Origin of the sequence: Sphingomonas sp. M1-B02, from assembly GCF_026167525.1 — a bacterium.
Lineage (GTDB): Bacteria > Pseudomonadota > Alphaproteobacteria > Sphingomonadales > Sphingomonadaceae > Sphingomonas.
On the sequence record NZ_CP110679.1, the window covers coordinates 2,212,865 to 2,224,769 of the forward strand.

Here is an 11,905-nt window from a genome sequence, read left to right on the forward strand (position 1 = left end):
TACCGGGGCCTTTGCCGGGATGACTATGGGAAAGCCCTGCGGATCAAATCGGTAGTCGAGGGGTCGAATTCCAGCCCGCCCGATTCCGCCGCGCGCGCCATTTCCTTGCCCAGCTCCACGCCGAACTGGTCGAACGGATTGATCCCCAGCAGCACCGCATTCACGAACGTCCGCTGCTCGTAGAAGGCCAACAGCGCCCCCAGCGTCCGCGCATCCAGCCGATCGAGCAGCAGCGTCGAGCTCGGCCGATCGCCCGGATAGGCGCGCGCGGGATCGTCCTGCCCCTTGCCCGCCATCAGCGCTGCGCCCTGTGCGAGCAGGTTGAGCAGCAACTGGCGATGATGCGCCTCGGCGAGGCTGTCGCCCGCCTCGATCACCCCGACGAATTCGACCGGCACCAGATGCGTCCCCTGGTGCAGCAGCTGGAACACCGCATGCTGCGCGTCGGTGCCGACCCCGCCCCAGGTGATCGGCGCGGTCGGCCAGGTCACCGGCTCGCCGTCGCTGGTCACGCTTTTGCCGTTCGATTCCATCTCGAGCTGCTGCAGATAGGAGGGGAGCAGCCGCAGCCGCTCGTCATAGGCGAAGGTCGCACGCGTCTCGCATCCCCGCGCCTGGGTGTAATAAAGATCCGCAAATGCCGCCAGCACCGGCGCATTCTGGCTCGCCTCCATCAGGCGAAAGTGCCGGTCCATCTCGGCGGCGCCCTCCAGCAATTCCTCGAACGCATCCCAGCCCAGTGCGAGCGCTGCCGGGAAGCCGATCGACGACCAGAGCGAGTAACGCCCGCCCACGCTTTCGGCGAAGGGGAGAACCCGCGTTTCGTCCACGCCCCACTCCACCGCCTTGTCGGGCGCCGCAGTCAGCGCGATCACCTGGCCATAAGGATCGCCAACCCCCGCCTCCGACATCCAGGCCAGCGCGCTCTCGGCATTCAGGATCGTCTCGGTCGTGGTGAAGGTCTTGGAGGCGATCACCAGCAGAGTTGCCGCCGGATCGAAGCGATCCATCGCCGCTTCCAGCGCCAGCCCGTCGACGTTCGAAACCACTGCCACTTCATAGCGGTCGGCATAGCGCCCCAGCGCGTCGACCAGCAGGTCCGGGCCCAGCGCCGATCCGCCGATGCCGATATGCAGCACGTGCCGGATCGGCCCCAGCGCCTCGGCCTCGATCGCGTCGATCAGCGCGCGCATCCGCGCCTGGAAGCCGCGCGCCCGTGCCACGCTCTCGGGCGCCCCTTCGCCGCGCTCGGCGCTATGCTCGGCCGGGCGGCTCTCAGTGACGTTGATTGCCTGCCCGCCGAACAGCGCATCGCGCTTCGCCGCCAGCCCCATCGCCTCGGCAATGCTGGAGAAGGCCGCGACGGCGTCCGCAGTCAAATGGGTCTTCGACCAGTCGAAATGGATGCCCGCCACGTCGGCCGAAAGCGCGTCGACACGCCCCGCATCCGCCTCGAACAGGCTTTTCAGCGTCTGGGGCGCAAGTGCGTGGATCGGCGACCAGTCGGGCAATGCCATGTTCATCTCCTGTTGGGCAGCGTAAACGCTGGTCAGCCCCTATCGTCCCGCGGTGGCGGCTGCCACCCGGATTCATCGTCTTGACGCCACCGCACAGCCCAAGCAGAGCAGCTTCATGGAAAATGCGCCCCCCGCCGAAGCCGAAAAGCCGGCAACCGACGCCCCCAAGCCCTATTCGGTGGGGACCGCGACGGAAAAGCCCAAGTCCGAATGGCGCGATCTGGGCACCTTCCTGCTCAAGCTGGCGATCATCGTCTTCATCGTGCGCAGCTTCATCTTCTCGCCTTTCTCGATTCCCAGCGAGTCGATGCTGCCGCGGCTGCTGATCGGCGACTATCTGTTCATCACCAAATGGAACTATGGCTATTCGAAACACTCGCTGCCGTTCAGCCTGCCGCTGATCCCGGGGCGCATCTTCCCCGGCACACCCGAGCGCGGCGACGTCGTCGTGTTCAAGGCGCCTCCGGCCGACAATACCGATTGGATCAAGCGCGTGATCGGCCTCCCCGGCGACACCGTCCAGATGGTCGCCGGCCAGCTTGTCCTCAACGGCAAGCCCGTCCCCAAGCAGCGCGTCGCCCAGTTCATCCTGCCGATCACCCCCAATTTCGAACGCTGCGATCCGCAGTTCCTCTCTGCCGACGCGCAGGGCAAACCGGTCTGCAGCATCCCCCGCTTCCGCGAGACGCTGCCCAACGGCAAGACCTATGACGTGCTCGATCAGCGCATGCTGCCCAAGGACAATACCGGCGTATATACCGTCCCCGCCGGCCACGTCTTTCTGATGGGCGACAATCGCGACAATTCGACCGACAGCCGATTCAGCCATGACGAGGGCGGGATCGAGTTCGTGCCGCTGGAGAATATCCAGGGCAAGGCGGTGGTCAGCTTCTGGTCGACCGACGGCAGCGCCAACTGGCTGCTCCCTTGGACTTGGTTCACCGCGGCGCGCTGGGAACGGCTTGGAGAAGGCTTCTGACCGCCCCGTCGCTGGGAGAGTGGATCGCCAAGACCTTCGGCCGGACGCCTGCCAATCTCTCCGCTTATGAGCGCGCGCTGACGCATGGCAGCCAGGCCGCAGCCAATTACGAGCGGCTCGAATTTCTCGGCGACCGCGTGCTTGGCCTCGTCATCGCCGAATGGCTGTTCCAGCATTTCCCCGGCGAGCCCGAAGGCGCGCTTTCGCGCCGCCTGAACGCACTGGTGACCGGTCCGGTCTGCGCGGACGTCGCCCGCCGGCTGGGCGTGGTCCCGCACCTGCGCCTGGGCAAGCAAGCGCGCGAGGACGGCGCCGCTGACAGCGACAATGTTCTCGGCGACGTGATGGAGGCGTTGATCGGCGCTTATTATCTCGAATATGGCCTGGAGGCCGCGCGCACTTTCGTCCGCTCGGCGTGGGAGCCTCTGATCGACGTCCACAGCCAGGCGCCCAAGCATCCCAAGTCCGAGCTGCAGGAATGGGCCGCCGCCCACAACCGCCGCCCCCCCGAATATGCGATCCTCGACCGCTCCGGCCCCAACCACGCGCCGCGCTTCAAGGTGAAGGTCAGCATCGGCAAGCTCGCGGAGGCCAGCGCAGAGGGCACGAGCAAGCAGGAAGCGGAAACCGCGGCCGCGGCAGCGCTGCTGGCGAAGCTGGCGAAGCTGGCGAAGCTGGCGAAGCTGGCGAAATAGGGGGCCGCCCCCGCCCTCAAAAGCCTAGGTCTATCGAAAGCGCTGGGCCAGTGGAGTAAGGAAAGAGCCAAACCACAGTATCTTTCGCCCTTAGCCTATCGAAGGGTGCCCAACCGTATCGCGAGACAAATGACCGAAACCCCGACCCCCAACCAACATTGCGGCCTCGTCGCCATCGTCGGTGCCCCCAATGCCGGCAAGTCCACCCTCGTCAACGCGCTCGTCGGCCAGAAGGTGGCGATCGTCAGCCCCAAGGCGCAGACCACCCGCGCCCGGCTGATGGGCCTCGCGATCGAGGACCGGACCCAGCTCCTGCTGGTCGACACACCAGGCATCTTCACCCCGGCCCGCCGGCTCGATCGGGCGATGGTCGCCGCCGCCTGGGAAGGCGCGGAGGGCGCCGACGTCATTGCGCTGGTGGTTGACGGCAAGGCCGGGACAGGTGCGAAGGTCCGCGCGATCCTCGAAAGCCTCGCCAAGCGCCCCGAGCCCAAGATCCTCGTCCTCAACAAGGTCGACATCGCCGACAAACCGCGTCTGCTCGGCCACGCCGCCAAACTCAACGAGGCGCTCGCCTTCGACGAAACCTATTTCGTCAGCGCCGCCACCGGCGACGGGGTGCCCGAGTTCAAGGCCGCGATCGCCGCGCGCATGCCCGAGGGTCCCTGGCACTTCCCCGAGGACCAGGTCTCCGATGCCACCGAGCGGATGATCGCCGCCGAAGTGACGCGGGAACAGCTCTACCTCCAGCTCCACGCCGAGTTGCCGTACGCGAGCGCCGTCGAAACCGAGAAATATAGCGAGCGCCCCGACGGATCGGTCGAAATCCACCAGCAGATCCTGGTCGAGCGCAATACCCAGCGCGCGATCGTGCTCGGCAAGGGCGGCACCCGCCTCAAGGAAATAGGCAGTCGCGCCCGCGCCGAACTCAGCCGCATCACCGGCGTGCCCGTGCACCTCTATCTGCACGTCAAGGTGAACCCCAAATGGGAGGACGATCGCTCGCTCTATCGCGAGATCGGTCTCGATTGGGTCGAATAAGGAAACCGACGCCAGCCTAGCCCAGCAGCTCGTCTACCCAGGCCGGCACCAGCGTCCCCGCCGGCCCCATTCGGCTTTCGGCGAACCACAGGCTGCCCTCGGAAGGGTCGAGGTTGAGCTCCAGTGTCGCGGCACCGTGGTAGCGCGCGGTCTGGACGAATCCTGCGGCCGGGTAGACCGCCCCGGACGTCCCGATCGAGACGAACAGGTCGGCCTTCGCGAGCGCCTGCTCGATCACGTCCATCCGGTACGGCATCTCGCCGAAGAAGACGATGTCCGGCCGTAGCGCCGACGCCCCACATGCCGGGCAGATGTGCCCCGGCGGCAGCGCGGCCTCCCAGGGCTGGCGCGCCTCGCACCGTGCGCAAAGCGCCGACTTCAACTCGCCATGCATGTGCAGCAGCCGCTTCGAACCCGCGCGTTCGTGGAGATCGTCGACATTCTGCGTCACCAGCAACAAGTCGCCCGCCCATTCTGCGTCGAGCCGGGCCAGCGCCCGATGCGCCGCATTGGGCTCCACCGCAGCCAGTTGCTCGCGCCGCGCGTCATAGAAGCGGTGCACCTGTGCACGATCTCGCTCCAGTGCTTCAGGAGTGCAGACATCCTCGACGCGGTGCCCTTCCCACAGCCCGCCCGGCCCGCGAAAGGTCGCCACGCCGCTTTCCGCCGATATGCCGGCGCCGGTGAGGATCAGGATATTGTGGATATCGCGCATCGGGCGCTTGTATCGCTGCTGGAGCCCTTGTCGCAAATCGGATGCGACAACATCGCTCCGGCGGCTGTAAATTCCCCCTGTCGCCCGGCCCCCTGCTTGTGCCACAGCTTGGCGCATGACCAGCATCGGAATCTTCGGCAGCATGGGCCGGATGGGACAGGCCATCGTCGCCGTCGCCCCGCAACTCGGCGCGCAGATTGCCGGGGGTTGCGATCAGGGCGACGACACTGCCGAGCTGGCGCGCAAGGCCGATGTTCTCGTCGACTTCTCGGCCCCAGCGGCGCTCGAGGCGCATCTCGCCGCCGCACGCGCCGCGTGGACCCCGATCATGATCGGCACCACCGGGCTCAGCGAAAGGCACCACGCGCTGATCACCCAGGCCGCGGGCGAAATTCCCGTCCTCCAGACCGGCAATACCTCGATGGGCATCGCGTTGCTCGCTCGCCTCGTGCGCGAGGCCGCCGCCCGGCTCGGCCCCGATTGGGATATCGAGATTGTCGAGATGCACCATCGCAACAAGGCCGACGCGCCTTCGGGCACTGCCCTGATGTTAGGCGAAGCTGCCGCGCACGGCATCGGCACCACGCTGTCCGCCGCCGCCGTCACCGATCGTGCGGGGCTCACCGGGCCGCGCGCCGACGGCACGATCGGCATGGCCAGCCTGCGCGGCGGCTCGGTCGTCGGCGATCACAGCGTGGTGTTCGCCACCGCGGGCGAGCGGATCGAACTCATCCACCGCGCCGACGATCGCGCGATCTTCGCGCGCGGCGCGGTTCGGGGCGCGCTCTGGCTCAAGGATCAGCAGCCCGGTCGCTACACGATGGACCAGGTCCTCGGCATGTGAAGAAGGCCGCCATAATCGAATTCTTCGCCCGCCTGGCCGCGGACAATCCCCACCCCGAGACCGAACTCGAATCGGTCAACGATTACACCCTGCTCGTCGCCGTCGTCCTTTCGGCCCAGGCGACCGACGCCGGCGTCAACAAGGCCACCCGCCGACTGTTCGCCGAGGTCGACACCCCCGAAAAGATGGTCGCGCTGGGCGAAGAAGGGCTCAAGCGGCACATCAGGACGATCGGCCTGTTCAACACCAAGGCAAAGAATGTCATCGGCCTGTCCGAAGCGCTGATCCGCGATCATGGCGGCAAGGTGCCCGCCAACCGCGACGCTCTCGAAAAGCTGCCCGGCGTCGGCCGCAAGACCGCCAATGTCGTGATGAATGTCGCTTTCGGCGCCGAGACCTTCGCAGTCGACACCCATATTTTCCGCATCGGCAACCGCACCCGGCTCGCTCCCGGCAAGACCCCGCTTGCGGTCGAACTGAAGCTCGAGAAGGCCGTCCCCCGGCCCTTCCGGCTGCACGCGCACCATTGGCTGATCCTGCACGGCCGCTATGTCTGCAAGGCACGCACCCCCGAATGTTGGCGCTGCATCGTCGCCGACCTCTGCCCCTATCAACCCAAGACCCCGCCGCCCTCCGCCCGCTAAGCTGAATCGGCTGGCGCCCCCGTCGCGGCTTTGCTAGGCGGCATCCCCAGGCACCCGTAGCTCAGCTGGATAGAGCGCTGCCCTCCGAAGGCAGAGGCCACTGGTTCGAATCCAGTCGGGTGCACCAGATCCTTTGCCTGTCCTCCAGCTCGCGGCCGTCCGAATTTGGGGCAGCGGGGCGATCTCTGTACGATATGCAAAAGCTGCCTCGGACACGTCGCGGTGCAATAACGACGAGCGAAGGATGCGTTCATTCGCATCTGCGCGGATAAAGCGCTTTGGGGGGAGGTACCCTATGGGCGTGGACGAAATACATAGCTTCTACGATGTCGCCGAAGCCGCGATCCGCCGCGGCAAAGTGGCGATCGGGCATCATCGCATAGCCTGGACCGTTACGAGCGGGCGCGGGATGGGCGGATCGTTTTCAGTCCGAAGCGGTGCGCTATTGGCGATTGGATCATCGTGCTCGCCCGGCATTGAGGTGGAACTAATCTTCATTCAGTCCTCCCGGCGGGAGGCCGGGAACCAGAGCCAAGGGGCGGGTTCGATTGTGACCCTGGGTCCCCGCCTCGGGGATGACAATGGGGATGGACGGGGCGCCGGAGGCATTGCCCGATTGCCGCCACAGGCGTAGCGGGACCCGCATGACCCAATTCTCTGCCCCGCTCACCTATGCAGAAGCCCATATTGACGACAGTCTCGACCGGCTGTTCGCGCTGATGCGCGTGCCTTCGATCTCGACTGACCCGGCCTATGCCCAGCATTGCCAGCACGCCGCTCAGCTTCTCAGTGACGAACTCACCGCGCTGGGCTTCACCGCCCGCGTCGCGTCCACGCCGGGCCACCCGATGGTCGTCGCGCATCATGAGGGCGAAGGACCGCACGTCCTCTTTTACGGCCATTACGACGTGCAGCCGGTCGACCCGCTCGAGCTCTGGAAACGCGATCCGTTCGATCCGGTGCTGGAAACCCGCGCGGACGGCAGCAAGGCGATCGTCGGCCGCGGCGCATCCGACGACAAGGGCCAGCTGCGCACCTTCATCGAGGCGTGTCGCGCCTGGAAGGAGGCAGAAGGCAGGCTTCCGGTACGCGTCACCATACTGTTTGAAGGCGAGGAGGAATCGGGCTCCGACAGCCTCGAGCCCTTTCTTCATGCGCATGTGGAGGAACTCAAGGCCGATTTCGCACTCATCTGCGACACGTCGATGTGGGACCGAGAGACGCCTGGCCTGACGATCGGCCTGCGCGGCATGGCCGGTGGTCAGGTCACGATCCATGGCCCCTCGCGCGATCTCCACTCGGGCCTGTATGGCGGGCCGGCGCGCAATCCGATCCAGCTGCTGACGCAGATTCTAGGCGATCTGAAGGACGATCAGGGCCGAGTCACCCTGCCCGGTTTCTATGACGGCGTCGCGCCGATCGACGCCGAGGTGCAGGCCTCGTGGGATGCCCTCGGCTTCGATTCCAAGGCGTTCCTCGCCGATGTCGGCCTAAGCGTTTCCGCAGGCGAAGCCGGCTTCGGCGTGCTCGAACAGAGCTGGGCCAGGCCGACCGCCGAGATCAATGGCATCTGGGGCGGCTATACCGGCGAGGGGTTCAAGACCGTGATCCCGGCCCAGGCACATGCCAAAATCAGCTTCCGTCTCGTCGGCGATCAGGATCCCGATCAGGTCTGGGCCGCATTCGAAGAGCATGTCCGCGCGCATTTGCCCGCCGATTGCACCGCAGAGTTTAAGCCCCGCGCCGGGTCGCGCGCGATCAGCCTCGCGAGCGACAGCCCGCCGCTCGCCGCTACGCGCCGCGCGCTCGAGGCCGAATGGGGCAAGTCGGCCTTGCTCGCGAGCGGCGGATCGATCCCGGTGGTCAATTCGATCCGCTCGATCCTGGAAATGGACAGCGTGATGGTCGGCTTCGCGCTCAACGACGACAATATTCACTCGCCCAACGAGAAATATGATCTCAACAGCTTCCACAAAGGCATCCGCTCCTGGGTGCGGATCCTCGGTCAGCTAGGCGAGCTGCGGTGACCGATTGACGCCGGCGCCCTGAGCACCGATAGCGGCTTTATGGTTCCCCTTTCGTTCGCAGGCCACGAATTTGCCGCCTTGGTGCAGGGTGCGCTCTATTGGCCCGCGCGTCGCGCCCTGTTGGTGGCGGATCTGCACTTCGAGAAGGGCAGCTGGTTCGCCAGCAAGGGCCAGATGCTGCCACCCTACGATTCGATCGCGACGCTCACCGAGCTTACCGCTTTGGTCGAACGCACCGCGCCGATCGAACTATGGTGCCTGGGCGATAGCTTCCACGATTCGGCCGGCTGCGAACGGCTTCCGGCCAAGGCCCGGGCGATGCTGACGGCGCTGACCGGCCGACTCGATTGGCGCTGGATCACCGGCAACCATGATGCAGCTTTGGTCGACCATTGCGGCGGCACGATCGTCGACGAAGCCGAGGTGGGCGGGCTGGTACTGCGCCACGAAGCCGAACCCGGCGAGCTTCGGCCAGAGCTTTCCGGCCATTTCCATCCGAAGCTGCGGATCAGCGTGCGCGGTCGGCAAGTAGCGCGGCGCTGCTTCATCGCGACCGAGAGCAAGCTGATCCTGCCCGCATTCGGCGCGCTGACCGGCGGGCTCGATGCCGGCCATCCCGAAATCGTCCGCGCGGTGGGGCGCAATGCGCAGGCGCTGGTGGCGCTCGAGGATCGGCTGTTGCGCTTTCCCGTCGCGGCCTGACTTCAGTTCCGGCGGACCGTCCCCTCGCATTCGATCGGGCCGGAGCCGCTCACCCGGCATTCGGGTTTGCCGTCGATCCGGATCGCTCCCTTGCCCAGCGCGACAGCCCGCGCGGTGAAGCGCACCGCGATCCGCAGATCGCCCGTGCTCTGCGAGAAAAGATTGGCATCGCCCACCGACAGGCCCGCGGCATCGATGCTGCCCTCGCCATAATTGCGGACGCGTCCACGCGCGGTGATGCCAGCTAGCGTCATCTTTCCGAAGCCCGCCAGGCTCGCGGTGAAGTCGTCCGCCTGGATCGAGCCCACATCGAGCGTTCCGGTGCCGTTGAGCGACATGTCCACTCGCCCCCCCCGCATCTCCGCCACACGGACGCGGGCGCCGCCGGTGATGCGCACCGCACGCAGCGCGCGCACCGATACGCGTACCCTGGGCGCCCAGTCGGTCGATTTGCCGCGCGTTTCCCAGCCCAATGGGCCGGTACTCACCACCATCGTACCGCCATCGACTCGGACCGACACCTGATCGAGCGAGACGCGGCTGCCAGTGGCCACCGCGCCCGGCGAGCCGGGGACGACCTCGACTTCGAAAGGCCCATCAACGCGTAGCTGATCGAAGCCCGAGATCATGAAACGGCGTTCGTCGACCGGCGAAGTCGCGCCGATCGTGAGCATAGGAAGGAGGGCCAGCAAGCGCATCCCTGCGACCCTCGCCTCCCGCGTCGTCTCAGGCAAGCATTAGCTGCAGCGCGCCTCGCCCGTGCCGAGCGCGCTGGTCGAACATCTGGCGCCGCCGCCAAGTTCGACATCGCCCGAGCCCAGGATCGAAATCGAGGCGGGGCCGCGAACCGTGCCGCTCAGATTGCCCGATCCGGCAATCGAGATATCGGCGCTTGTGGCGGTCAGCCCCTTGGCGTCGATGTCGCCCGATCCGGCGATCGACGCCGAAAGCTTGCTTGTCGTTCCCGAGACATTGAGGTCTCCCGAACCCGCGACGGAAAGCGTAGCGGCGCCCGCGCTAAGCTGACCGATCCGCAAATTGCCCGAACCGGCAACCGCGCCGCTGAATTCGCCCTCGGCCTTGTCTACGCTCAGATCGCCCGACCCGCCGACACTGGCCGAAGTCAGCCGCGGCATCACGACATGGACGCGCGCGCCCTTGTCATCGTCAACCTCTTTACCCTCACTCTGCTTGCGACCGACCCGCAACGTTCCGTCCACGATGCGGATGTCGAGCTGGTCGAGCGTTTCCGGGGCGCCCTCCGCGGTGACCGAAAAGGTGGCGCCGATCTTCACGTCGACATCGTCTGAACCCTGCAGCGCAATCCCGGTGAAGCCGCTGGCCGCAAAGCTGCGGGTGGCGCCGCTTCCGCGCACCTCGGCCGCCTGGCCCTCCTTCTCCCAGCTCGACTGACAGGCTGCCAGCGGCAGTATCGCGGCAATCAGCAACAGGCGCATTCCATTCCTCCCAACGTGTGTTGCCTTATCAATACACCGTCTTGCGGATAAGGAAAAGGGGCGGCCGTTGCCGGGCGCCCCTCACCTAGGCTCGTTCGAGATCGCGGCTTATGCCGGGACCTTGTCCTTGTTCCAGATCGCTGCCGACACTTTGAGGATGTCGACGATCTTCACCAGCGCCGCCGGCTCGTCGATCTGTTCCATCGCGGCCAACTCGCGGGCGAGGCGCGATGCCGCGGCCTCGAAGATCTGGCGCTCCGAATAGCTCTGCTCGGGCTGGTCCTCGGCGCGGAACAGGTCGCGGACCACTTCGGCGATCGACACTAGGTCGCCCGAATTGATCTTGGCCTCATATTCCTGCGCGCGGCGCGACCACATGGTGCGCTTGACGCGGGGCTTGCCCTTCAGCGTCTCGAGCGCCTCGCGCAGCGTCTTGTCGCTGGAGAGTTTGCGCATGCCGACGCTTTCCGCCTTGTTGGTCGGAACGCGTAGCGTCATCTTCTCTTTTTCGAAGCGCAGGACGTACAGCTCGAGCTGCATACCCGCGATTTCCTGTTTCTGAAGTTCGATCACACGGCCCACGCCGTGCTTGGGGTAAACGACATAATCGCCGACGTCGAAGGACAGCGCCTTTGCAGCCATGTGCGAGAAACCTTTCCGTGAATGACCCGGCCCCGATCGATTGAGGCGTCGTCCGCAGGCGCTGCGCGCTGCGGACGGCGGGATCGAGGCTCTTTTTTGCTTCTCCGGGCGAAGGCGATTCTTCGCCCTCGTCTTGCGCGCTTTAACATGCTCGTAATAAAATTACCAGACATACGTCATCGCGCGCGCCCACAAAGTTGTGGACGCAGCAAGGCTTTTCAATTGCCCGGCGACGAAGCGGCCCGCGGCCGCCCGTTCATTTAGAAGGTCGAGTCCGCTTGGCCGATCAGCTCCCGGTGCCGGGGGCCGCCGAGAAGAACTTCTCGAACTTGCCTTCCTCGCCCTTATGCGCGTCGGCATCGGCGGGCGCATCGCCCTTCTGGGTGATGTTGGGCCATTCCTCCGAATAGGTCTTGTTGAGTTCGAGCCACTTTTCGAGGCCGTTCTCGGTATCGGGCAAAATCGCTTCGGCCGGGCATTCGGGCTCGCAGACGCCGCAATCGATGCACTCGCTGGGATTGATCACGAGCATATTCTCGCCCTCGTAGAAGCAGTCGACCGGACACACTTCGACGCAGTCCATATATTTGCAGCGGATGCAGGCGTCGGTGACGACATAGGTCATGATCGGGTGGTTCCCTG

At 65.8% G+C, this 11,905-nt stretch carries 13 protein-coding genes and 1 tRNA gene; 8 read left to right on the top strand and 6 right to left on the bottom strand.

Translation table 11 applies throughout. The features are described from left to right. Window positions 1-23 precede the first annotated feature (23 nt). Complete coding sequence (gene pgi / locus OKW87_RS10670) at window positions 24-1,517, bottom strand: glucose-6-phosphate isomerase (RefSeq protein WP_265539335.1); 1,494 nt, start codon at window positions 1,515-1,517, stop codon at window positions 24-26. A gap of 115 nt (window positions 1,518-1,632) precedes the next feature. On the opposite strand from pgi, the gene lepB reads away from it, so the two are divergent. From lepB to era, 3 genes are all read left to right on the top strand, one after another. Then, complete coding sequence (gene lepB / locus OKW87_RS10675; RefSeq protein ID WP_265539337.1) at window positions 1,633-2,496, top strand: signal peptidase I; 864 nt, start codon at window positions 1,633-1,635, stop codon at window positions 2,494-2,496. Then, entirely contained in the window at window positions 2,493-3,191 is a 699-nt protein-coding gene (gene rnc, locus OKW87_RS10680) for a ribonuclease III (protein WP_443025102.1), read from the top strand. Before lepB ends, rnc begins: the two co-directional genes overlap by 4 nt. Window positions 3,192-3,320: 129 nt before the next feature. Continuing rightward, window positions 3,321-4,232 carry a GTPase Era gene (gene era, locus OKW87_RS10685; protein ID WP_265539338.1) on the top strand — a complete coding sequence of 304 codons (912 nt, stop codon included), beginning with the start codon at window positions 3,321-3,323 and terminating at the stop codon, window positions 4,230-4,232. Between the two features lie 16 nt (window positions 4,233-4,248). On the opposite strand, the gene OKW87_RS10690 is transcribed toward era, so the two are convergent. Beyond that, the gene (locus OKW87_RS10690; protein WP_265539339.1) at window positions 4,249-4,947 is read right to left on the bottom strand and encodes an NAD-dependent deacylase; all 699 of its coding nucleotides are present in this window, start codon (window positions 4,945-4,947) and stop codon (window positions 4,249-4,251) included. Window positions 4,948-5,062: 115 nt separating this feature from the next. Between OKW87_RS10690 and dapB the strand changes: the two genes are divergently transcribed. From dapB to pdeM, 5 genes are all read left to right on the top strand, one after another. Continuing rightward, the gene (gene dapB / locus OKW87_RS10695; protein WP_265539340.1) at window positions 5,063-5,791 is read left to right on the top strand and encodes a 4-hydroxy-tetrahydrodipicolinate reductase; all 729 of its coding nucleotides are present in this window, start codon (window positions 5,063-5,065) and stop codon (window positions 5,789-5,791) included. Further along, window positions 5,788-6,435, top strand: coding sequence for an endonuclease III (gene nth / locus OKW87_RS10700; RefSeq protein ID WP_265539341.1), 648 nt, complete (start codon window positions 5,788-5,790; stop codon window positions 6,433-6,435). Before dapB ends, nth begins: the two co-directional genes overlap by 4 nt. A 50-nt stretch (window positions 6,436-6,485) precedes the next feature. Beyond that, a tRNA-Arg gene (locus OKW87_RS10705) sits at window positions 6,486-6,562 on the top strand. 517 nt (window positions 6,563-7,079) lie between these two features. Then, window positions 7,080-8,462: a dipeptidase gene (locus OKW87_RS10710; RefSeq protein ID WP_265539343.1), complete on the top strand. Its 1,383-nt coding sequence runs from the start codon at window positions 7,080-7,082 to the stop codon at window positions 8,460-8,462. Between the two features lie 39 nt (window positions 8,463-8,501). Further along, window positions 8,502-9,164 (top strand): ligase-associated DNA damage response endonuclease PdeM, encoded by a 663-nt coding sequence (pdeM, locus tag OKW87_RS10715; RefSeq protein ID WP_265539345.1) that lies wholly within the window; start codon window positions 8,502-8,504, stop codon window positions 9,162-9,164. A gap of 2 nt (window positions 9,165-9,166) precedes the next feature. On the opposite strand, the gene OKW87_RS10720 is transcribed toward pdeM, so the two are convergent. The 4 genes from OKW87_RS10720 to fdxA form a co-directional block, all read right to left on the bottom strand. After that, window positions 9,167-9,862, bottom strand: coding sequence for a GIN domain-containing protein (locus tag OKW87_RS10720; protein WP_265539347.1), 696 nt, complete (start codon window positions 9,860-9,862; stop codon window positions 9,167-9,169). A 39-nt stretch (window positions 9,863-9,901) separates the two neighbouring features. Beyond that, entirely contained in the window at window positions 9,902-10,621 is a 720-nt protein-coding gene (locus OKW87_RS10725; protein WP_265539349.1) for a head GIN domain-containing protein, read from the bottom strand. Window positions 10,622-10,729: 108 nt separating this feature from the next. After that, complete coding sequence (locus tag OKW87_RS10730) at window positions 10,730-11,263, bottom strand: CarD family transcriptional regulator (protein ID WP_265539351.1); 534 nt, start codon at window positions 11,261-11,263, stop codon at window positions 10,730-10,732. Window positions 11,264-11,549: 286 nt separating this feature from the next. Next, the gene (fdxA, locus tag OKW87_RS10735; RefSeq protein WP_265539355.1) at window positions 11,550-11,888 is read right to left on the bottom strand and encodes a ferredoxin FdxA; all 339 of its coding nucleotides are present in this window, start codon (window positions 11,886-11,888) and stop codon (window positions 11,550-11,552) included. Between the last annotated feature and the right edge of the window lie 17 nt (window positions 11,889-11,905).